Source organism: Mesorhizobium sp. CA15, assembly GCF_020165215.1.
Taxonomy (GTDB): Bacteria; Pseudomonadota; Alphaproteobacteria; order Rhizobiales; family Rhizobiaceae; genus Mesorhizobium.
Genome location: NZ_JAIUHQ010000008.1, coordinates 160079 through 181520 on the forward strand (window position 1 = coordinate 160079; position 21442 = coordinate 181520).

General features: G+C 64.8%; 23 protein-coding genes and 1 tRNA gene. 9 read left to right on the forward strand and 15 right to left on the reverse strand.

The window, feature by feature from the left end:
* Positions 1-20: 20 nt before the first annotated feature.
* Positions 21-818, forward strand: a complete 798-nt coding sequence (locus tag LB515_RS15925) for a phosphodiesterase (RefSeq protein WP_224708288.1) — start codon at positions 21-23, stop codon at positions 816-818.
* A gap of 178 nt (positions 819-996) precedes the next feature.
* Here LB515_RS15925 and LB515_RS15930 read toward each other — a convergent pair whose 3' ends face one another.
* The 3 genes from LB515_RS15930 to LB515_RS15940 all read right to left on the reverse strand — a co-directional run bounded on the left by LB515_RS15930 (position 997) and on the right by LB515_RS15940 (position 4829).
* On the reverse strand, positions 997-2079 hold the full coding sequence (locus tag LB515_RS15930; protein WP_095767486.1) for an ABC transporter ATP-binding protein: 1083 nt from the start codon (positions 2077-2079) through the stop codon (positions 997-999).
* The gene (locus tag LB515_RS15935; protein ID WP_224708289.1) at positions 2076-3650 is read right to left on the reverse strand and encodes an ABC transporter permease; all 1575 of its coding nucleotides are present in this window, start codon (positions 3648-3650) and stop codon (positions 2076-2078) included. Before LB515_RS15935 ends, LB515_RS15930 begins: the two co-directional genes overlap by 4 nt.
* 174 nt (positions 3651-3824) lie before the next feature.
* Positions 3825-4829, reverse strand: coding sequence for an iron ABC transporter substrate-binding protein (locus tag LB515_RS15940; protein ID WP_224708290.1), 1005 nt, complete (start codon positions 4827-4829; stop codon positions 3825-3827).
* Positions 4830-5032: 203 nt separating this feature from the next.
* Here LB515_RS15940 and LB515_RS15945 point away from each other — a divergent pair, with 203 nt between their 5' ends.
* The 3 genes from LB515_RS15945 (at position 5033) to LB515_RS15955 (ending at position 8350) form a co-directional block, all read left to right on the forward strand.
* Positions 5033-5575, forward strand: a complete 543-nt coding sequence (locus LB515_RS15945; protein ID WP_095767489.1) for a sigma-70 family RNA polymerase sigma factor — start codon at positions 5033-5035, stop codon at positions 5573-5575.
* Complete coding sequence (locus LB515_RS15950) at positions 5572-6210, forward strand: NrsF family protein (RefSeq protein ID WP_224708291.1); 639 nt, start codon at positions 5572-5574, stop codon at positions 6208-6210. The genes LB515_RS15945 and LB515_RS15950 overlap by 4 nt, the downstream gene beginning before the upstream one ends.
* 241 nt (positions 6211-6451) lie before the next feature.
* Positions 6452-8350, forward strand: a complete 1899-nt coding sequence (locus LB515_RS15955) for a PAS domain S-box protein (protein WP_224708292.1) — start codon at positions 6452-6454, stop codon at positions 8348-8350.
* 30 nt (positions 8351-8380) lie between these two features.
* Here LB515_RS15955 and LB515_RS15960 read toward each other — a convergent pair whose 3' ends face one another.
* The 7 genes from LB515_RS15960 to LB515_RS15990 all read right to left on the reverse strand — a co-directional run bounded on the left by LB515_RS15960 (position 8381) and on the right by LB515_RS15990 (position 13836).
* Positions 8381-9259: a 3-hydroxybutyryl-CoA dehydrogenase gene (locus LB515_RS15960; RefSeq protein ID WP_140632869.1), complete on the reverse strand. Its 879-nt coding sequence runs from the start codon at positions 9257-9259 to the stop codon at positions 8381-8383.
* A 200-nt stretch (positions 9260-9459) separates the two neighbouring features.
* Positions 9460-10389, reverse strand: a complete 930-nt coding sequence (locus LB515_RS15965) for an electron transfer flavoprotein subunit alpha/FixB family protein (protein ID WP_224708293.1) — start codon at positions 10387-10389, stop codon at positions 9460-9462.
* A 24-nt stretch (positions 10390-10413) separates the two neighbouring features.
* The gene (locus tag LB515_RS15970) at positions 10414-11163 is read right to left on the reverse strand and encodes an electron transfer flavoprotein subunit beta/FixA family protein (protein WP_095767492.1); all 750 of its coding nucleotides are present in this window, start codon (positions 11161-11163) and stop codon (positions 10414-10416) included.
* Between the two features lie 162 nt (positions 11164-11325).
* A complete protein-coding gene (locus LB515_RS15975) occupies positions 11326-12129 on the reverse strand; it encodes a rhomboid family intramembrane serine protease (RefSeq protein WP_224708294.1) in 804 nt (267 codons plus the stop codon).
* A 21-nt stretch (positions 12130-12150) separates the two neighbouring features.
* A complete protein-coding gene (locus tag LB515_RS15980) occupies positions 12151-12732 on the reverse strand; it encodes a cob(I)yrinic acid a,c-diamide adenosyltransferase (RefSeq protein ID WP_224708295.1) in 582 nt (193 codons plus the stop codon).
* A gap of 20 nt (positions 12733-12752) precedes the next feature.
* Entirely contained in the window at positions 12753-12944 is a 192-nt protein-coding gene (locus LB515_RS15985; RefSeq protein WP_095767495.1) for a twin transmembrane helix small protein, read from the reverse strand.
* Positions 12945-12969: 25 nt separating this feature from the next.
* Complete coding sequence (locus tag LB515_RS15990; RefSeq protein WP_224708296.1) at positions 12970-13836, reverse strand: SDR family oxidoreductase; 867 nt, start codon at positions 13834-13836, stop codon at positions 12970-12972.
* A 58-nt stretch (positions 13837-13894) separates the two neighbouring features.
* Here LB515_RS15990 and LB515_RS15995 point away from each other — a divergent pair, with 58 nt between their 5' ends.
* Positions 13895-14746 carry a YihY/virulence factor BrkB family protein gene (locus tag LB515_RS15995; RefSeq protein WP_095767497.1) on the forward strand — a complete coding sequence of 284 codons (852 nt, stop codon included), beginning with the start codon at positions 13895-13897 and terminating at the stop codon, positions 14744-14746.
* 87 nt (positions 14747-14833) lie between these two features.
* On the opposite strand, the gene LB515_RS16000 is transcribed toward LB515_RS15995, so the two are convergent.
* The gene (locus tag LB515_RS16000; RefSeq protein ID WP_224708297.1) at positions 14834-15724 is read right to left on the reverse strand and encodes a DMT family transporter; all 891 of its coding nucleotides are present in this window, start codon (positions 15722-15724) and stop codon (positions 14834-14836) included.
* A 153-nt stretch (positions 15725-15877) separates the two neighbouring features.
* Between LB515_RS16000 and LB515_RS16005 the strand changes: the two genes are divergently transcribed.
* Positions 15878-16165: a hypothetical protein gene (locus LB515_RS16005; RefSeq protein ID WP_140845915.1), complete on the forward strand. Its 288-nt coding sequence runs from the start codon at positions 15878-15880 to the stop codon at positions 16163-16165.
* A gap of 4 nt (positions 16166-16169) precedes the next feature.
* Here LB515_RS16005 and gluQRS read toward each other — a convergent pair whose 3' ends face one another.
* Positions 16170-17039 (reverse strand): tRNA glutamyl-Q(34) synthetase GluQRS, encoded by an 870-nt coding sequence (gene gluQRS / locus LB515_RS16010; RefSeq protein ID WP_224708298.1) that lies wholly within the window; start codon positions 17037-17039, stop codon positions 16170-16172.
* Positions 17040-17130: 91 nt separating this feature from the next.
* Here gluQRS and LB515_RS16015 point away from each other — a divergent pair, with 91 nt between their 5' ends.
* Both LB515_RS16015 and LB515_RS16020 read left to right on the forward strand, forming a co-directional pair.
* Positions 17131-17790, forward strand: a complete 660-nt coding sequence (locus LB515_RS16015; RefSeq protein WP_224708299.1) for a DNA-3-methyladenine glycosylase family protein — start codon at positions 17131-17133, stop codon at positions 17788-17790.
* Positions 17791-17901: 111 nt separating this feature from the next.
* Positions 17902-18459 (forward strand): HNH endonuclease, encoded by a 558-nt coding sequence (locus LB515_RS16020; RefSeq protein ID WP_027167440.1) that lies wholly within the window; start codon positions 17902-17904, stop codon positions 18457-18459.
* A gap of 162 nt (positions 18460-18621) precedes the next feature.
* Here the strand turns inward: LB515_RS16020 and LB515_RS16025 are convergent, their stop codons facing one another.
* Both LB515_RS16025 and LB515_RS16030 read right to left on the reverse strand, forming a co-directional pair.
* Positions 18622-19140, reverse strand: coding sequence for a disulfide bond formation protein B (locus LB515_RS16025; RefSeq protein WP_095767503.1), 519 nt, complete (start codon positions 19138-19140; stop codon positions 18622-18624).
* Positions 19141-19163: 23 nt separating this feature from the next.
* A complete protein-coding gene (locus tag LB515_RS16030) occupies positions 19164-19754 on the reverse strand; it encodes a YqaA family protein (protein WP_224527497.1) in 591 nt (196 codons plus the stop codon).
* Positions 19755-20087: 333 nt separating this feature from the next.
* On the opposite strand from LB515_RS16030, the gene LB515_RS16035 reads away from it, so the two are divergent.
* Positions 20088-20172 (forward strand) — tRNA-Leu (locus LB515_RS16035).
* A gap of 46 nt (positions 20173-20218) precedes the next feature.
* Here LB515_RS16035 and LB515_RS16040 read toward each other — a convergent pair.
* Entirely contained in the window at positions 20219-21379 is a 1161-nt protein-coding gene (locus LB515_RS16040; protein WP_224708300.1) for a YncE family protein, read from the reverse strand.
* Between the last annotated feature and the right edge of the window lie 63 nt (positions 21380-21442).

Consider the following 21442-nt stretch of genomic DNA (forward strand, 5'->3'; position numbering starts at 1 on the left):
ATTATCTGAGGGTTCACGGAATGAAGATCATCCAGGTCACCGACGTCCATCTCGATCGTCGGCGCCAGATACGCTATGGCGCGGATCTGAACGAGCGGCTCGATCGCTGCATAGACCATATCAATGCTCGGCATGGAGATGCGGCGCTCTGCATCTTCACCGGCGACCTGGCCGACGACGGCGAGGCCGAGAGCTATGCCGATTTGAAATCGGCGCTGAGCCGGCTCACTGTGCCTTACCAGCTGCTGCCTGGAAACCATGACCGGCGCGCCAATCTGATCGCCGCCTTTCCGGATAACGGGACGGACGGTAACGGCTTCGTGCAGTCGGTGCTCGACACGCCGGAAGGGCGCCTCGTTTTTCTCGACAGCATGGCGGAGGGCCGCGTCACCGGCGAGTTGTGCGACAACCGGCTTGCATGGCTCGACGCACGGCTTGGCGAGGCGGCAGGCAAGGCGGCTTATATCTTCCTGCATCATCCACCCGTCGAGCTTGGTCTCACTCTGCTCGACCCGCTCGGCCTCGAACAGCCGCAGCGGCTCATCGACGTGCTGACCCGCCACGGCAATGTCCGCTACATCTTCTTCGGCCATGTCCATCGCGACATCGCCGGCACCGTCGCCGGCATTCCGTTCTCGGTGCAGCGCGGCCTGCATGCCCGGTTCATGCTCGACCTGGTCGGCGACGAAGTGGTCGAGCAGGCGCCGCCCGCCTATTCGATTATCCTGATCGATGGGCAGCGCGTGGTCATCCACAGCGTCGATTTCCTGGAGCAATGGCCGCTTTGGTCGCCTGCAACTGGGCAGCGCGTGCGCTGAGGCATGCCGATATTCAGGTGAGGCCGGCCTGCAAACGGCGGTTTCCTGCGCTTCCGGTGCTCACGTACTTCAAGTACGCTCCGCTCCGGTTCTCGGAACCCGCCCAGTTTGGTCGCTTCGCGCCCGTCTTCGACTCCGGCTCGGCCTGACCTGAATATCGACACGCCTCAACCCCGACCTAAGCAAAGACATGCGCCTTGCCGGTGACGGTCAAGCGCACGATCTCGCCGATCTCCGGCGCGTCCATGCCTGTCCTGCGCAGGATCAGCGGCGTGTTGCCGATGGCGGCCGCATCGGGCGGGTCCGGGCTGTTGAGCAGCCGCACCGCAACGGTGCAGACCGAGCCCGCGAACTCGCAGTCCGTCACTTCGCCGAACAGCATGTCGGGTGTGCCCGACATGCCTTCGCGCGAGGTCCGTTTGAGCAGGATCTGCTCGGGCCGCAGCATGATGCGGGCGACATCGCGCCGTCCCTTCGTGTCGACGGCGATGCGGCCGAGCCGCGATACGGCGAAGCCGTCCGCGATTCTGGCCGGCACGATGATGGCGTCGCCGAGGAACTCGGCGACCATCCTGTCCCTGGGTTGGAAATAGAGCTCGCGCGGCGTGCCGACCTGCGAGAACAACCCTTCGCGCATCACCGCCACCTGGCTGGCGAAGGACAGCGCCTCGGCCTGGTCGTGCGTGACCAGGATGGTGGTGATGCCCGCCTCCTCCAGAAGCTCGGCCACCGCCTTGCGCATCGAAGCGCGAAGCCCGGTGTCGAGCGCCGAGAACGGCTCGTCAAGCAGCATCAGCCGGGGCTTCATCGCCATGGCGCGGGCAAGCGCCACGCGCTGCTGCTGGCCGCCGGAAAGCTCGTGCGGCCGGCGCTTCAGGATCGCCTTGTCCAGCCCCACGATATAGGCGAGCTCGACGATATGCTCGGCTCGCTTGTCGGCATTCCGCGGGATGCCGAAGCCGATATTGTCGGCGATGGTGAGATGCGGGAACAGGGCACCGTCCTGGGCCACCACGCCGATGCCGCGGCGATGCGCGGGCACGGCCGCGCCGCCGTTGGCGAGCACCTTGCCGTCGAGCGCGATGCGGCCGCGGTCCGGCGCCTCGAAACCGGCGATCAGCCTGAGCAAGGTGGTCTTGCCGCAGCCGGACGGCCCGACGATCGCGGTGCGGCTGCCGCTTTCCACCGCAAGGTCGACGCCGGCGAGCGCCGTCACCGGGCCGTAGCTTTTCGCGACTCCGCTGAGTTCGAGAAAGCTCATCGTCCGGCCATCCGCTTCGACTGGATGTAGAGCCACCAGGTCATCGGCAATGACATCGCCACCATGATCAGCGCGTAAGGGGCGGCGGAGGCGTAGTCGATCTCGCCGCTATAGGACCAGAATGCCATCGCCAGCGTGTGGGTGCCGTTGGGCGCCAGCATCTGGGTGGCGGTGAGCTCGTTGGTGATGCCGAGCGCCACCATGGCCATGCCGGCCGCGGCGCCCGGCGCCGAAAGGCGGATGGTCGTCGACCACAGCGCCTTGACCGGCGGACGGCCGAGGCTGGAGGCGGCGCGCTCCAGCTCCACCGGCGCCTGCGCGATCGAGGCGCGCAGGCTTATCAGCGCGCGCGGCAGGAACATCAGCGCGTAACCGAACAGGATGGTGAACAGCGTCTGGTAGAGCGGCAGCGCGACGCGCACTGTGATGGTCACCAGCGCCAGCGCGATGACCACGCCCGGCAACGCGCCGACGATATAGTTGCAGCTCTCGAGCAGGCGCTGCAGCGGCCCCGGCGCGCGGATCGAAATCCAGGCCATCGGCATGGCGGCAATTGTCGCGAGCACCGCGCCGGCAATGGCGAGGAACAGCGTCTGGCCGAGTGCCAGGCCGATCTCGTCCCAGCGCCAGACTTCCGTGCCCCCGGCGATCAGCCAGCGGCTGACCGTGACGAAGGGCACGCCGAGCGACAGCAGCGCGACGCCGGCCGGCAAAAGCAGGCATGGCAGGGTGGCGCGGCCGAGGCGAGCGCGCTGCTGTTTGCGCGCGGCGCCGGAACCGACGCGGGCATAGCGCTCCTCGCCGCGTATCATCACCTCGAGGGCGAGCAGGAAGAGGCAGCAGACCACCAGAACGGCGGCCAGCATGTTGGCCGCCGGACCGTTGAAGGTCGACTGGAACTGGTCGACGATCGCGGTGGTGAAGGTGTCGAAACGGATGAAGACATAGAGGCCGTATTCGGCCAAGAGATGCAGGCCGACCAGCAGCGAGCCGCCGCAGATGGCGAGCCTGAGCTGCGGCAGCACGACGCGCGCGAAGACCCGCCACGGGTCAAGACCGAGCGCCGCGGCCGCATCCTCCAGCGCCGGATCGAGGCGGCGCAGCGCGGCGGCGATCGGCAGGTAAAGGAATGGGAAATAGGCGATTACGGAGACCAGCACGCCGGCCCACAGCCCATGCAGGCCCGGAACGAAGCTGATCCAGGCATAGGAGTGCACGAACGCGGGGATAGCGAGCGGCGCGACCGAAAGCCAGGACCACCAGCGATTGCCGGGCAGGTCGCTGCGCTCTGTAAGCCAGGCCAGCGCCACCGACAGCACGATGGCGATCGGCACCGTGACGACCACCAGGAGCACGGTGTTGACCAGCAATTCGCCGACGCGCGGGCGGAAGATCAGCGCTACCACGGTGTCCCAGCCGGTCTGGATCGCGACCCAGATGATGAAGGCGAGCGGCAGCAGCGCGATGAGCGAGATAAGAGCCGCGGCGAGCGTGATCCATGATGTGGGCCGGCGCTCCTTCATCCGGGCCGCAGGCAGTCTTGCCGGCGTCATGTCGATCGCCGATTGCATCAGGCAGGCCGCTGGGTCGCCTCCGCCTGCCGGCGGAAGCGGTCCGATGTGCCACTCAGGCGGGTCGAAGCGCAGTCGACTGTCATCGACGAAGCGATCTCCAAACAAAAACGCTCCCGCGGAAGGCAAATTCCCGCGGGAGCACGGTCGTTGCCCTTTTAGGACGAACGCGAACTAAAGCAAGCCGGCTTGCGTCATCAACTCGATGACCTTCTTGGAATTCAATCTGGCCGGATCCACTTTCGGCGCCTGCAGATCGGCCAGCGGCACCAGCTTCGGGTTGGACTGGGCATCCTTGCCGACCGCATATTCATAGGACGTTCCGGTCTTCAGCACGTCCTGGCCGCCCTTGCCGGTCACCCACTTCAGGAACGCCTGGGCTTCCTTCGGGTGCTTGCTCGACGCCAGCACGCCGCCGCCGGAGATCGACACGAAGGCGCCCGGATCCTGGTTCTTGAAATAATGCAGGGCGACATTCCGGCTGTTTTCGCCGGTCTTGGCCTGATCGCCGAAATAGTAATAGTGATAGATCACGCCGCCATCGATCTCGCCGGCATTGACCGCCTTCATCACCGTTGAATTGCCCTTGTAGGCGGTGAAATTCTCCTTCATCGCCTTCAGCCAGTCGGCGGTAGCGGCCTCGCCCTTGAGCTCAAGCAGGGCGCTGACAATGGCCTGGAAGTCGGGGCCGGACGGCGAGGCGGCCCAGCGGCCCTTCCAGCTCGGATCGGCAAGATCGAGCAGCGACTTCGGCAACTGGTCTTCCTTCAGCTTGTCCTTGTTATAGGCAAAGACGGTGCTGCGGGCGGCGACGCCGACCCATTTGCCAGTCGACGGCTGGTATTCCTGCGGAACCTGCGCCAGCGTATCGGCGTCGACCGGCGCGAACAGTCCGGCGGCCTCGACCAGCGCCATTGCCGGCGAATTCTCGGTCAGGAACACGTCGGCCGGCGAGGCCGCTCCCTCGGCGACGATCTGGTTGGAGAAGTCGCTGTCGCCGCCGTTGCGCAGCGTGACCTTGATGCCGGTTTCCTTGGTGAAGCCCGCTGCCCATTCCTTGGCGAGGCTCTCATGCTGGGCATTGTAGACGACGATGCCTTGATCCTTGGCCATGGCGGAGCCTGCGGTCAGGCCGAGCGCCAGCGCGGCGCCGGCGAGCGTGGATAGGGCAATTTTCATGGGCATCGTCCTCAATTCGAGACAGGGGTTTGGGCACGGCTGCACCTATCAATACATGATTGTTATAGTCAACATTGTGATCCTGCTTCAATCGGTCGCCGTTCCGCAAACTTTCGTGATTTTGCGGCAGTTTGGCTTGGACATTATTTCGCCGGCCACGTAACAAACCAGGGCCGAGACGCGAACATTGGGGGTAAACTCTTGTGACCGGCAAGGACGAGGCCGAGCTTTCCCGGCTGCTCAGGGCTGCGATCGCGGGAGACGAAAGGGCTTATGCCGACTTTCTGCACGGGATCGCCGCCCTCGTTCGCGGCTTTGTCCGGCGCAAGATCGTTCAAGGCGGGGTCGATCCCGAGGATGTCGTGCAGGAAACCTTGCTGGCCATTCATGTCAAACGCCACACCTGGCGGCCTGATGCGCCGGTGCTGCCCTGGGTCTATGCGATCGCCCGCTTCAAGCTGATCGATGCGTTCCGCCGGCGCGGGCGGCGCATCGAGGTCGAGATCGACGAGATCGCCGAAACCTTCGCCGAGCCGGAGGCGGAAACGGTGAGCGAGCGCGACATCAATCGGGCGCTCGACGGGCTGCCGCCCGCGCAACGCTCGGTGGTGGCATCGATCTCGGTCGATGGCCATTCGATCGGCGAGACGGCGAGCAAGCTCGGCATCAGCGAGACGGCGGTGCGCGTGTCGCTGCATCGCGGCCTGGCCGCGATCGCCAAAAGATTTGGACGAACAGCGACATGAGGACAGAGGATCTCATCAAGGCGCTCGACGCCGATGCCCGCGACGAGGCGATGCCGATGGGCAGTGCCTGGTGGCTGGCGGTCGGCGTGGCCATGGTGATCGCGGCGATGGTCTTCTTTGCGACCATCGGGCCGCGTCCCGACATCATGTCGGCCATGCACACGATGCGCTTCATGTCCAAATTCGTGTTCACGCTGACGCTCGCCGCCAGTGCCTTCGCGCTGATCCGCGCGCTGTCGATGCCGGGCGCCTCGACCAGGCGGGCGACGGCCTGGATGATCGCCGCGCCGCTTCTGGTGGTGCTGGCGGTGGTTCTCGAGCTTTTCGTCGTACCCGAGGCCGATTGGGGCAAGCGGCTTATCGGCTCGAACATGATGATCTGCATGAGCTTCATCCCGCTGATCGGCATCGGCCCGCTGGCTATCTTCCTCGGCATGCTGCGCTATGGCGCGCCGACGCGGCCGGTGTTGGCGGGCGCGGTGGCCGGCCTGCTCGCCGGCGGGCTCGCGGCGACCTTTTACGCCGCGCATTGCTTCGACGATTCGCCGCTCTTCGTTGCCACCTGGTATACGGTCGCGATCGCCTTCCTCACCGCGCTCGGCGCGCTTGGCGGACGGTTTTTCGTCCGCTGGTAGGATTACACCGATCCTTCGGTACAGTTTTGAAACAGTACCTTAATCATACCGGCAATTGTTTGCCGGTTATCGGAGCGGCCGCTGCCGCTCATGCAACCATTCCTTAAAATCGATCCGCCAGAGTTGTGGCAACGCGCAGTCGCGCATTGGGTGGGATCGCATTGTGGCGTGGTTGAGTTGGAAAGGTCCGCGGGCCGGCAAGCGCGCCGTGCCCGTCTTGATGGCAGCCGGACTCGTTGCCTTGACTGCATCGGTCCTGTTGCCGGCGCTGGAACTCGGCACGGACGCGTTGAAGGTCTGCCTGCAGATATCCGTCGCCGTCACGGCCGTCACGCTGTTTGTCTCGGCGCTGTCCATCCGCAAGATCATCGACGACCGCCGGCAGATTGCCGAGAGCGAGCAACGCTTCCGCCGGGCCATGGAGGATTCGGCGATCGGCGTCGCCATTGTCGGCCTCGACGGCCGCATCCTGCAGGCCAACCCTGCCTTCGCCGACATGCTCGGCTACACACGCTCGGAAATCGAGGCGCTGACCTTCTTCCAGATCACGCATCCCGACGATCTGCAGATCGGCGGCGAGACGATGACGAGCCTGAAGGAAGGCAAGATCCACTCCTTCCATTTCGAGAAGCGGTATCTGCGCAAGGACGGCACCCCGGTCTGGGCGCAGCTCGCCGGCTCGGTCATCCGTGAAGAGGAGACGGGTCGTCCGCTCTATCTGGTGTCGCAGATCGAGGACATCGATGCGCGCAAGCAGGCCGAGGCGCGCATCGCCGAGGCAGAAGGCCAGTGGAATTTCGCGCTAACCAGTGCCGGACAGGGTATCTGGAGCCTCGATATGCGCAGGGGCGGCACCACCTATTCCGAAACCTGGGTGAAGATGCTGGGCTATGCCGATGGCGAGCTCGACGGTGACCCCGATCGCTGGTTGACCATGATCCATCCCGACGACCAGGAACGCGTCGCCGAGGCGGATCGCGCGCATCTTGCCGGCGAGACGCCCTTTTTCGAGGCCGAGTTCCGCATGCGGCACAAGGACGGCCGCTGGGTCTGGATTCTCGACCGCGGCAAGGCGATCGAGCGCGATGGCGAGGGCCGGCTGATCCGGGCAATCGGTAGCCTGACCGATATCACGGAACGCAAGGAGGCCGAGGCGCGGCTGATGGTTTCGGCGGCCATGCTGGCCGACGAGAAAGAGCGTCTCAGGGTGACGTTGCAGTCGATCGGCGACGCGGTGATCTGCACCGATGCCGCCAACCGCATCACCTTCATGAACCCGGTCGCGGAAAAACTCACCGGCGTCGTGGCCGGCGAGGCCCTGGGCAAGCTGCTCGGCCATGTCTACTGGGCGGTCGACGAGGAAAGCGGGCAGAAAATCGGGCTCTCGCGCCCTTCCGCGAGCGAGCAGCCGCACTGCGACCAGAACACGCGCGCTGTGCTTGTCCGGCGCGACGACACGCGCTGCAGCATCCGCCAGGTGGTGTCGCCGATCATGAACGACCGCGACGAGTTCTGCGGCCTCGTCATCGTCTTCCAAGATTTCAGCGACGCGCGAGCCCTGCAGCGCCAGCTGGCCTACGCCGCCGCCCACGACGCGCTGACCGGGCTCGCCAATCGCTCGAGCTTCATCCGCATCATGGAGGACCTGGTCGACCAGTGCCGCCTCAATGGCGGCGAGCATCAGTTCATGTTTGTCGATCTCGATCACTTCAAGGCGGTCAACGACACCGGCGGCCATGCCGCGGGCGATGCGCTGCTCAAGCGCGTGGCCGACGCCCTGCGCAATGTGCTTGGCCCGGAAGACATCGTCGCGCGGCTTGGCGGCGACGAGTTCGCCGTCATCCTCAAATCGGGCGCCGCGGCGTGCGGGCCGATCGCGGCGCGCTCGATCATCGATGCCATCGGCAATCTCGACTTCAGCTGGGACGGGCGCCCGCATTCGATCGGCGCCAGCATCGGGCTTGCGCCGATCCGCGCCGGTTGCGGCGAAGTGGACGAGATCATCGCCCGCGCCGACGCCGCCTGCTATGCCGCCAAGGCGGCCGGGCGCGGCTGCGTTTCCGCCGCGCCCGACGGAGTTTCGACAGGCGAAATTTCGAACGGCGGCGTGCCACTTCCGCCGCTCGCCGCGGCGTCCTGAGCCGTTTCGAAAGGGTTCAGCCGGGGAAGATCAGCGCGTCGGCACCGGATGGTCGCCGCGATAGTCGTAGAAGCCGCGGCCGGTCTTGCGGCCGAGCCAGCCGGCCTCGACATATTTCACCAGCAGCGGGCAGGGGCGGTATTTCGAATCCGACAAGCCCTCATGCAGCACCTGCATGATCGACAGGCAGGTGTCGAGGCCGATGAAGTCGGCAAGCTGCAGCGGTCCCATCGGGTGGTTGGCGCCGAGCCGCATGGCGGTATCAATGGCGTCGACCGTGCCGACGCCCTCATAGAGCGTGTAGATCGCCTCGTTGATCATCGGCAAAAGGATGCGGTTGACGATGAAGGCCGGGAAATCCTCGGAAACGGTGATCGTCTTGTCGAGGTGCTTCACATAGCTCTTGGCGGCCTCGAAGGTCTGGTCCTCGGTGGCGATGCCGCGCACCAGCTCGACCAGCTTCATCACCGGGACCGGGTTCATGAAATGAATGCCGATGAAGCGTTCCGGCCGGTCGGTCTGCGCGGCAAGCCGGGTGATCGAGATCGACGAGGTGTTTGTCGCCAGGATCGCTTCCGGGTTGAGCTGCGGGCAAAGCTGCGCGTAGATCTTGCGCTTGACCGTCTCATCCTCGGTCGCCGCTTCGATCACCAGATCGGCGGCCGCGAGATCGGCCATGGTCGGGGCGGCGGAAATACGCGCCATTGCTTCGTTGCGCGCCTTCTCCTCGAGCTTGCCGGAACCGACCTGGCGCGCCATGTTGCCGCTGATGGTGGCGATGCCCTTCTCGATACGGTCGGGCGACACGTCGTGGATCAGGACCTTGTAGCCGCCCAGCGCCGAGACATGGGCGATACCGCCACCCATCTGACCCGCGCCGACAATGCCGATCGTCTCGATCTTGCTCATGACCCCGATCCCGTCCGGAGCATCTTCCGCGTCTTGAAGCGCGGAAACGCTCCTATTGTTCATTTCCTGCAATCCGGACGCAAAACCGCCGGATTGGCTTCAGGCCTTGATGGCCCGCTTTTTGTGCAGTGCAAACTAAAAGGGCGGGGCGACTTCGTCTACCCCACCCTTCCGATTTTAATATGCCAGAACCGGTGGCGTCAAAGCGCCTTTTGCAGCTCCGGCAGGATGACGAAGAGATCGCCGACCAGGCCGTAATCGGCGACCTGGAAGATCGGGGCTTCCTCGTCCTTGTTGATGGCGACGATCACCTTCGAGTCCTTCATGCCGGCAAGGTGCTGGATGGCGCCGGAGATGCCGACGGCGATGTAGAGATCGGGCGCGACCACCTTGCCGGTCTGGCCGACCTGCCAGTCGTTCGGCGCGTAGCCGGCGTCGACCGCGGCACGCGAGGCGCCGACCGCGGCGCCAAGCTTGTCGGCGACCGGCAGGATGACTTCCTGGAACTTCTCCGAGGAGCCAAGCGCACGGCCGCCCGAGATGATGATCTTGGCCGAGGTCAGCTCCGGACGGTCGTTCTCGGAGAGCTTGTTCTCGATGAAGGAGGAGAGGCCTGGATTGGCGGCGGCGTTGACCATCTCGACCGCGGCCGAGCCGCCTTCGGGCGCCGCCGCGAAGGACGCGGTGCGCACCGTGATGACCTTCTTGGCGTCGGTCGACTGCACGGTCTGGATGGCGTTGCCGGCATAGATCGGCCGTTTGAAGGTGTCGGGCGAGACCACCTCGATGATCTCGGATACCTGGGCGACGTCGAGGAGTGCCGCCACGCGCGGCGCGACGTTCTTGCCCGACGAGGTCGCGGGCGCGACGATCGCGTCATAGGAGCCGGCGAGCGAGACGACCAGCGCCGCCGTCGGCTCGGCGAGACGCTCGGCAAGCTCGTCGGCCTCGGCGAGCAGCACCTTGCGCACACCCTTCAGCTTGGCGGCGGCATCAGCCGCGCCCTTGGCGCCCTTGCCGGCCACCAGCACGTCGACATCGGAGCCGATCTGGAGCGCCGCCGACAGCGCCTTGGCGGTCTGGTCGGAAAGGCTTGCATTGTCATGTTCGGCGATGAGGAGAATTGCCATTTTCTTTGTCCTTTCCCGATCGCTTTAAAGCACGCCGGCTTCGTTCTTGAGCTTTTCGACCAGTTCGGCCACGCTCTTGACCTTGACGCCCGCCTTGCGGCCGCCGGGCTCCTCGGTCTTGATCACCTTGAGGCGCGGCTTGACGTCGGCGCCGTAGTCGGCCGGGCTCTTCTCGTCGAGCGGCTTCTTCTTGGCCTTCATGATGTTGGGCAGCGAGGCATAGCGCGGCTGGTTGAGGCGAAGGTCGGCGGTGACGATCGCCGGCATCTTCAATTCCACCGTCTGCAGGCCGCCGTCGACCTCGCGCGTCACCTTGGCCTGATCGCCTTCGAGCACGATCTTGGACGCGAAGGTGCCCTGCGGCCAACCAAGCAGTGCCGCCAGCATCTGGCCGGTCTGGTTCGAATCGTCGTCGATCGCCTGCTTGCCGAGGATGACGAGGCCGGGCGCCTCGGCTTCGACCACACCCTTCAGCACCTTGGCGACGCCCAGCGGCTCGGTCTGCTCGTCGGTCTTGACCAGGATTGCGCGGTCGGCGCCCATGGCGAGCGCAGTGCGCAGCGTCTCCTGCGCCTGCTGCGGGCCGACCGAGACGACGATGATCTCTTCAGCCTTGCCGGCTTCCTTGATGCGGATCGCTTCCTCGACCGCGATCTCGTCGAACGGGTTCATCGCCATCTTGACGTTGGCAAGCTCGACGCCCAGTCCGTCGGCCTTCACCCGGACCTTGACGTTGGCGTCCACAACCCGCTTCACGGGCACAAGGATCTTCATTTTCCTGTCACCTCTCCTGAGATAGTCGGGGCGCTATAGCAGCGTGCGCCCGGTCAGAGTTGTCGAAAGCCGACATCACGGACGGAATATCCGCCCAACTGTGCCGTTTCCGTAGTGGCGACAAATCGGCGCGTCAATATCCCACGACGCACCCAAATCGGTTCAGTCCCGGGGCGCCGCTGCTCCACGGCCCCATTGCGCCGCCGGCTGCGCCGGATTGCTCGCGGCCGGCTCGACAGGAACAGGCGGCTGCTGGATGTTGGGCGTCGGGTCCGGCTCGCCGTCGGCGCCGGCCAGCAGCGGCACGCCGCGGCTGCGCAGCACCAGCACCAGGATCGATCCGGCGATGATGCCGCCGATATGGCAGGCCCAGGAGATCTGGTCCTCGCCTGCCGCGGCGAACATCACGACCTGGAACAGGATCCACAGGAGCAGCGGAATGAAGGCCGGGATGCGCAGCGGAATGCGGGCAAAGGCCAGCACCCAGACCTTCACCCGGGGGTAGAGGATCAGGTAGGCGGCGACGACCCCGGCGATGGCGCCCGAAGCGCCGATCAACGGCACCTGCGAATCCCAGGCCACCAACCCCTGGAAGAAGGCGCCAGCGATGGCGCAGGCGAGGTAAAAGATCAAATAGCGGATATGGCCGAGCGCATCCTCGACATTGTCGCCAAATACCCAGAGGAACAGCATGTTGCCGCCGAGATGGAAGATGTCGGCATGCAGGAAGGAATAGGTGAGGTAGCTGAGACTCTCGGGGATGACGACGAATTCGGGCGAGAGCTCGACCTTGTCATGAACCACCGACGGGATGAAGCCGAGGCCGAGAACCGCGGCATTGGTGAAGTTCTCACCGCCGAGCGTGGTCGCCAAGTAGACCAGCACGTTCGCCACGATCAGGCCGATCGTCACATATTGCAGCCGGATATGGCGCAGCCTGTTGGTGTCGTAAAGCGGGATGAACATCGGACCCTCCCGCCTGCGGATTCAGCGGTTCTTGCCGGGAACCCATAGCACGTCGGCCTTTCCATTGTCATTGACCGCGCGGGCGGCGACGAACAGGAAATCCGAGACGCGGTTGATATATTTCAGCGCCTCGCGGTTGACATGCTCGGCCGGATCCTGCGCCAGCGCCACCATCAGGCGCTCGGCGCGGCGCGCCACGGTGCGGGCAAGATGGAGCGCGGCCGCGGCGGGCGTGCCGCCGTTCAGCACGAAGGATTTCAGCGGCTGCAGCTCCTTGTTGAGCGCGTCGATGTCCTGCTCGACGCGGTCGGTCTGGGCCGCGACGATGCGCAGCGGCTCGTATTCCAGCGGCTTGCCCTCGTCCGGCACGGCAAGGTCGGCGCCCAGATCGAACAGATCGTTCTGGATACGCGACAGCATGGCGTCGATCGCCGGATGCTCGGCGCCGGTGTGGACGCGGGCCATGCCGATGCAGGCATTGGCCTCGTCGACGGTGCCATAGGCGTCGACGCGCAGGTCGGATTTCAGCCGCCGCTCGCCGGTGCCGAGCCCGGTGGTGCCGTCGTCGCCGGTGCGGGTGTAGATCTTGTTGAGCTTGACCACGCCGTGCCCTCTGAGATCCTCTATTTGCGCGTGAAATAGACAACCAGCAACAGCAGCGCCAGGGCCACGGCCTGCAACATGATGCGCGCCTGCATCAGCTTGTTCGAGGTGAAGCCGGAGCCGCCGCGCATCATGTTGATCAGGCCGCGAACCAGCACGATCACCACGGCGGCCATCGCGACGATGGCGAGGATTTTGAAGATGATGAGCATCTGGCTGGCTCCGGTTCAGGTTCGGTCAGGCGCGCCTGGCGAGCACGCGGTAGAGCAGGGAGGCCGGCAGGATGCGTTTCAGCGCCGCGCCGATCCTGGCCGGCAGCGTTACCACATAATGCGGGCGCGGGCGCTGTGACAGAAGCGCGTGGCGCAACGCCCTGTGCACGATCTCCGGCCCCGGCTTCAGCTTCGACACGCTGCCGCCCGCCTGAAGCCTTGCGAGCTGCGCCTGATAATCGGCGCGGTGGACGGAATTTTCGACGTCGATGTTTTTTAGGAACCAGGGCAGGCCATTGCTGGCGATCTTCGACGTCACAGGTCCCGGTTCGATGAGGGAAAGGTGAATGCCGCTGCCTTCGAGCTCCTGGCGCATGCACAGCATCAGGCCTTCGATGGCGTGCTTGGAGGCCGAATAGGCGCCGCGGAAGCGGACCGGAGCCAGTCCGAGGATAGAGGAGCAGTGGACAAGCCGGCCGTGCCCCTGGCGGCGCATGACCGGCACGACCCGCCGGGTGAGATCGTGCCAGCCGAAGAAATTGGCCTCGAACTGCTCGCGAAGTGCTGCGACCGGCAGGTCCTCGACGGCGCCGGGCTGGGCGTAGGCGCCGTTGTTGAAGAGCGCGTCAAGCGTGCCGCCGGTCCGCTCCAGCACCGCATCGACCAAGGCGGCGATGGATTCGGGCTCGCGATAGTCGAGATAGAAGGCCTCCAGGCCGTCGGCCTCGAGGGCTGCAATGTCGGCCGGCTTGCGCGCCGTGGCGAAGACCCGCCAGCCTTCCGCCTTCAACGCCCGCGCGCAATAGGCGCCGATGCCGGAGGAGGCGCCGGTGACGATGACGGTGCGCAACTCTTCTGCCGCGGGGCGCGTTGTGAGACCTGGGGTTGCCATTTACCGCAATCACTTCCCATATTCGCGGCGTTGACACAATCGAGCGGAGCGCGGGCCCTTGCTGCGGAATATCGTCGCCCTCAAGCGCGTGCTCTACGATGCGATAGGCCACTTCAACACTGATGACGGCTGGGCGATGGCCAGCCATCTGGCGATCACCTCGCTGATGGCACTGTTTCCGTTCCTGATCTTCGCCACCACGCTTGCCAGCTTCCTCGGCGCGCGCGCCTTCGCCGACACGGCCGTGCATCTGGTCTTCGACACATGGCCGGAGCAGATCGCCAAGCCGATCGCGCATGAGGTGCTCAACGTGCTCACGGTGCGCCGCACCGACCTTCTGACCTATGGCGTGCTGCTTGCGGCCTATTTCGCTTCCAACGGTATCGAAGCCCTGCGCACTTCGCTCAACCGCGCCTATCGGGTCACCGAGACGCGCGGCATCATCCACCGCCGGGTGCAAAGCATCATCTTCGTCTTGATCGCCACCGCCTGCTTTCTCGCCATCAGCGTGCTTTTGGTGTTCGCGCCGCTGCTGGCGCGGCTGGCGGAAGCGCATCTGGAATGGATCAAGCCCTATATGGGAACGATCACCATCTGGCGTTACGTGATCGCCTCGACGGTCATCGTCATCGGGCTGTTCTCCGTGCATATCTGGCTGCCGGCCGGCAAGCGGCGCTTCGTCTCGATCATACCGGGCATCGTCTTCACGCTGGTCGCCTGGCTGGTCGGGTCGACGATCTTCGCCACCTATCTCGACCATTTCTCGTCCTATGTGACGACCTATGCCGGGCTCGCCTCGATCATGATCGCGGTCGTCTTCCTCTACATCATCTCGGCGATCTTCATCCTCGGCGGCGAACTCAACGCCGCGATCAGCCGTTATCTCGAAGCCCGAGCGCGGGTTGGGTGAGTTGGCGCCGGTCAGAAGAGGAACTGGAGAATTGAAGAATTGAGGAACTGGGGAAAATGCGCCGACGCTTGGCTCCGCCCTTCTTCTTCAATTCCCCAGTTCCCCTTTCCTCGCCTGCCGCGCCGTCGCCAAGGCGACGCCGAGCGTGGCGATCGCCATGCCGGCGATCTGCAGCAGGTTGAGCTGCTCGTTGAAAAGCAGCCAGGCGATGACCGCGGTTACGGCCGGCACCAGGTAGAACAGCGAGGCTACCTTCGACATCTCACCGTCCCTGATCATCACCATCAGCAGGAATATGGCGCCGACCGACAGCACCAGGACCAGCCAGGCCATGGCGAAGATCAATTCGCCATTGACGGTGACGGCGCGCGTCTCGAAGGCGAGCGAGCCCAGGATCATCACGACGGAGCCGCCGACATATTGCCACATCGTCGCCGACACCAGATCGCCGCCTGAGGCATAGCGCTTCTGCCAGATGGTGCCGGCGCTCATGCCGAGCACGGAGACGAGCGAAGCCGTCAGCGTCGCCGGCGTGACGCCGCCGCCCAGCGCCCCCAGCTTCGGCCACAGCACGATGACGACGCCGAGAAGGCCGACGGCAAGACCGGCCCAATGGCGCGGCAGGATCGCTTCGCCGAGGAACTTTCCGGCGAGCACGGCGGTGATCAACGGCTGCAGGCCGACAATCAGCGCCGAAAACCCGGCCGGCATGCCCTTGTGAATCGCCCAGAAGACGGCGCCGAGATAGACACCATGCATGAGGACGCCGGCCACCGTTGCGTGCAGCGCCTCTTCGCGCGTCGCCTTGCGCGAGCCAAGCAGAACGGTCAGCCCCGCGAACAGGGCCGCCGCGATCACGAAGCGGATGGCAAGGAAGGTGAAGGGTTCCGCCCAGGGCATGGCATAGCGCGCGCCAATGAAGCCGGTCGCCCACAGAACGACGAAGGAGGCGGGAATGAACCGCTTGATGCTCTGCATGGGGGAGGCTGCCGGGATGAACGGTTGATGACGGCAATTGCTCTAATGCCGTTCAATCCCGCAAGCAAAACGAAACGGTTGATCCATAAGCTAAGTTGAATTCATCAAACCGTGCCAAGAGGGGCATGGCGCATCGCCGCGCCGTGGTGGGGCATGTTTTTGCATCTGGACACGACCTGGCTGTTGTTCGCCTTCGCGATCATCGCCGGCTTCGGCTTCTTCTTCGGCACGGCGCTCGACGCGATCATGGGGGAGAGCGGCTTCGGCCCGACCGGCAACACACTGCTGTTCATCTTCGGCTTTTTCGTCGCGGTGGGGGTCGCAAACAAGCATGGCATCAGCCTGAGCGATCTCAAGCTGGCGGTGGCCTGCGGGCTGGGCGGCGCCTTTGTCTTCATCAGCGTGCTGGCGCTGATCAAGGCCGGGATGGCGCGCCTCTAGCCAGCTAAAAACCGACCAATCGTCTGACGTCCTGCGGCGACATGCCCGCCTCCCGGAGGGAGGCCAGGCCGGTGTCCTTGAGGCTCTTTGACAGTTTCCTGCCGTCCGCACCGAGGATCAGGCGGTGGTGGAAATAACGCGGCTGCGGCAGGCCGAGCAGTTGCTGCAGCAGGCGCTGCACCCCGGTCGCCGAATAGAGGTCCTGGCCGCGCACGACATGGCTGACAGCCTGCAGCGCGTCGTCGACGACGACGGCGAGATGATAGCTGGTCGGGATGTCGCGGCGGGCGACGATGACGTCGCCCCAGGCCCGCGGTTGCGCTTCGATTGCTCGCGTCGCCGACATCGTCTCGTCGGTGAACTCCAGCCATGACAGGCCGGCCGTGACGCGCGCCGTCGCCGCCTCGACATCGAGGCGCCAGGCGAAGGGCATGTTGTCCGCGATCCGCCGCTTGCGTTCCTTCATCGGCAAGTGCTTGTCGAGCGGCGGATAGAGCGGCACGCCGTCCGGATCGCGCGGCCAGTCGCGGCCGCCGGTCTCGGCGATAAAGGCGCGGATCTCGCCGCGACTCATGAAGGCCGGATAGACGAGTTCCTCGGCGATCAACCGGTCCAGCACCTCCCGGTATTCGGCGAAATGCTCGGACTGGCGGCGCACCGGTTCTTCCCAGCGCAATCCCAGCCATTCGAGGTCGCGGAAAATGCCGGCTTCGAATTCGGGCGTGCAGCGCAGGACATCGATATCCTCGATGCGCAGCAATAGGCGCCCGCCGGCCTGCGCCGCCATGCGCTGGTTGAGCAGAGCCGAGTAGGCATGGCCGAGATGCAATTGGCCATTGGGGCTCGGCGCGAAGCGGAATGTCAGGAGCGTCATATCTCGGGCGGTATTCGGGTTGAAAGGCGCTTCCGCCGGTTGCTAGTTAGTCATCAATTGCCATTTCGCGGGCGCCCTGGGAACAAGCAACGTGCAACGCATCGCCTCGCTGGATGACATTGCGACAGGGCTCGACGCGCTCTGCCGGATCGATCCGCGGCTGGCGGCCGTGCGCGGCCGGGCGGGCGAAGTGCCGCTGCGGCTGTCGGAACCTGGCTTTCAGAGCCTCGCTTCCATTATCGTTTCACAGCAAGTTTCCCGCGCCAGCGCCGACGCCATTTTCGGGCGGCTGGTGAAGCTTGTCGATCCGCTGACGCCGCAGGCGATCCTTGCCGCCGGCGAGGGCGTGTTTCGCGAGGCCGGGCTGTCGCGGCCAAAACAGCGCGGGCTGCTCGCCGTCGCCGAAGCGGTGGCCGGCGGGCTCGATCTCGAGCACCTGTGCACGCTGGACGCCGGCGAGGCGATCGCAGCGATGACGGCCGTGCCCGGCATCGGCCCATGGACGGCCGAATGCTACCTTTTGTTTGCCGCCGGGCACCCGGATGTGTTTCCCTCGCGCGACGTCGCCTTGCAGACGGCGGTCGGCCATGCGCTCGGCATCGACCCGCGTCCGCCGGAGAAAATGCTTATCCGGCTGGCCGAATCATGGAGCCCATGGCGGGGTGTCGCGTCGCGGCTTTTTTGGGCTTATTACCGGGAATTGAAGGGCAGGGATGCGGCGCCGACTGTCGAAATGGCAAAAAAAGCCTGAAAATCATGCGGTTTTGGCGATTTCGACGCACGACAATCCGCTTCACATCCCTGTCATGTCGGGCTTACAGTATCCGCGCCGTTCGGTTCTAGAAGCAAGGAGGCGAAGGACGTGACGGTTGCCGTATCTCCGGATGGGCTTCCCGCGCTGGTGCTGAACGCGGACTACCGTCCGCTCAGCTACTATCCCCTGTCGCTCTGGTCGTGGCAGGACGCCATCAAGGCCGTCTTCCTCGACCGGGTCAACATTGTCGCCGAATATGAGCACGCCGTCTCTTCGCCGACCTTCTCGATGAAGCTGCCGAGCGTGGTCAGCCTCAAAGCCTATGTGAAGCCGTCCAGGCATCCCGCCTTCACGCGCTTCAACGTGTTCCTGCGCGACCGCTTCCAGTGCCAGTATTGCGGAACGCCCGAGGATCTGACGTTCGACCATGTCATCCCGCGCCATCGCGGCGGAGCGACGACCTGGGAGAATGTCGTCGCCGCCTGCTCGCCTTGCAACCTCCGCAAGGGCGGCATGATGCCGGCCCAGGCCAAGATGTGGCCGCTGCAAAAGCCTTATCAGCCGACCGTGCACGACCTGCACAACAACGGCCGCCTGTTCCCACCCAACCATCTGCATGAAAGCTGGATGGATTATCTCTACTGGGATGTCGAACTCGAACCTTGAGATCGTTCGAGAATTCGGGAGGCTGGCCGTCTGAAGCAAGCGTCTGCGCTTCCGGTGCTCACGCACTGTAAGTACGCTCCGCTCCGGTTCTCGACGCTCACTTCATACGACTCATCCTGCCGAATTCTGTGAACGATCTCGCGCCGCCGCTTTGGTGCCGGCTCAATCCCGCGCGAGCGCGCTGCGGAAGGCGACGGCGGCGAGGACGAGGCTGGCTATGGCGTTCCAGCCGGCGAGCGACAGGCCGAGGATGCGCAGTGCTGCCTTGTCGCAGGAGGGCGGCACGAACTTGTCGAGCGCGTCGAGCACGCCCTTGCCGCCAGTGTCGACCGGACCAGCGCCGGCGGTGCAGTCGGCCGGACCTTGCCACCATGCCCATTCGACACCCGAATGATAGACGCCGAGATAGAGGCCGTAGAGCATCAGCAAGCCGCCGATCGCGAGCAGCCCGCGCGTCACCCAGGCCGGCGCGCGCAGCATCGAGGCGATCGCCGCCAGCACCATCAGCGGCACGCCGATATAGTAGGGCGTGCGCTGCTCCAGGCAGAGATGGCAGGGGATGTAGCCGCCGATATATTGGAAGGCGAGCGCCGAGCCGACCGTCGCGGCCATGGCGACGGCGAGAAAGAGCGCCGCGCGCATGCGCTGGCGTCCGGTATCGGCATTCATGGTCGCGGTCATCTATCGGGTCCGTTGTTGCGTCGCTATCCGTGGGCGTATCTGACGAGGATATAGAGCAAAATCAGGGCAGCGGCGCCGGCGCCGACAATCAATCCCAAGCGCTTTTCGATGAACTCCCTGATCTCCTCGCCATAGCGGCGAAGCAGCCAGGCAAGCAGCAGGAAACGCGCGCCGCGCGCCACGATCGCGAGCCCGATGAAGAGCAACAGATTGACGCCGATGACGCCCGACAGGATCGTCACCACCTTGATCGGCGGCAGATGGGCCGCGCCCGAGGTGACCAGCATCAGGATGATGAAGCCGACGCCGGACGAGGTGCGCAACTGCTCGAACTCATCATATTTGCCGTAGAATTCAAGCACCGGCTTGGCGACTGCCTCATAGGCATAGTGGCCGATGAACCAGCCGGCGACGCCGCCCAGGACCGAAGCGACCGTGGCGATCAGCGCGTAGCGATAGGCGCGCTGGGGTTTGGACAGCGCCATCGGCAGGAAGAGCACGTCGGCCGGTACCAGGAAGACCGAGCTTTCGACGAAGGCGATGAAGGCCAGCCACCATTCGGCCGATTTGCGCGCCGCCAGCGACAGGGTCCAGTCGTAAAGTCCGCGAAGCATCGGCTCTCCTAATGCGATTGACACAATTCCGGACGGAAAACCGCTGCGCTTTTCCTGGAATCGCCTAATGCATGTCACCCCAAACGGCGCAGCGGTTTTCGGCCACCGGCATGCACGAAACAAGGACCCAAAGCGCCGCAGCCGCCATTATCGACCGGGCACCTTAAACAATCGCCTCTCTAGAAAGATTTCCTGCGGCGCACAATGTCTGCATCGCCACGAGGCCGAAGGGTGGGCAAATGCCACCGGTTGCGCGGGCAAATCCGCAACAGGCCAGTTGACGAACACCCATCCGCCCGTATAGTCCGCGCCCATCCAGGCCGCCCGGCCTGAGCCCCTATGGCGGAATTGGTAGACGCGCTCGACTCAAAATCGAGTTCCGCAAGGAGTGCTGGTTCGATCCCGGCTAGGGGCACCATCCTTCGCTCTGCGAGCTTCGGATGGCAGGCCTTCACAAAAGTGCCCTACCGCATATTCCCCGTATGCCCCTGCGAGTAGCGCCCCGGCTGCGGCCATACCGTCAGGCCATGCGGCTCGGCGCCGACGCGGATTTTCGTCACGGCGCCGCTGCTGGTGTCGATCATATAAGCCTCGCTGTCGAAGCGGCCCGACAGCCATAGCTGCCTGCCGTCGGCGCTGACATTGCCCATGTCGGGGCTGCCGCCGCCGGGGATCGGCCATTGCGCGATCACGGCGCGGGTGGCGAAGTCGATCACCGTGACGCTGCCCGGGCCCCTGGCCTTGCCCTGCTCCATCTTGTGCGAGCCGCGGTTCGAGACGTAGAGGCGCTTGCCGTCGCGGCTGACGACGAAGCCGTGCGCGCCGATGCCGGTTGGGATGAAGCCGATTTCCCGAAAACTGTCGCCGTCGACCAGGAACACGCCGTCATTCATCATGTCGGCCACGTAGAAGACCTTGCCGTCGGGCGACAGGCGGATGTCCTGCGGCATGCCCATCCTGGAGAAGTCGAGATGGCCGAGCAGCTTCTGGTTCTTCAGGTCGATCTTGGCCAGGCCGCCGTCGCCATATTCGCAGGTGAAGATCGCGTAGGAACCGTCGGCAGAAAAGTCGGCATGGTTGATGCCCGGGCAAGTCGGCGTCGGCAGGCTCGATTTCAACGCCATGGTCGTCGGATCGCGGAAATCGAGCTGCTCCATAGCCTCGTCGACGACGACTGCCGCGCTGCCGTCCGGCATGAAATAGAGATTATAGGGGTCGTCGACCGGGATCTGCTGGCCGGACTTGGCCGTCATCGGGTCGATCGGCGTCAGGCTGCCGTTCTTGCCGGTGCCGTTGTTAGCGACCCACAGCGTCTTCAAATCCCAGGACGGCACGACATGCTGCGGCTTGCTGCCGACCGGGAAGCGGCCGACCTCTTTCAAGGTGACGGTGTCGATCACCGAGACGCTGTTGGAGGAGCGGTTCGGCACATAGACGCGCGGCAGCGCGCCGGCGGTGGCGGGGCTCAGATGGCCGGCCGTGGTCTGGCTGTAAATGTTGACCGGGGGAGGGGGCGGATCGCTGCAATCCTCCGGGCAGGTGTCGGCCACGGCTCGAGCCGGAAGCATGGCGAGCAGGACAAGCGGCGCACAAAGGCGGGCGAAGCGCAGGACGGTATCGATCATTTGAAGTGCTTTGTGGTGAAGGCAGGCCGGGTCCGGCCGCCGCAAGCCATAGCCGGTGTCTCG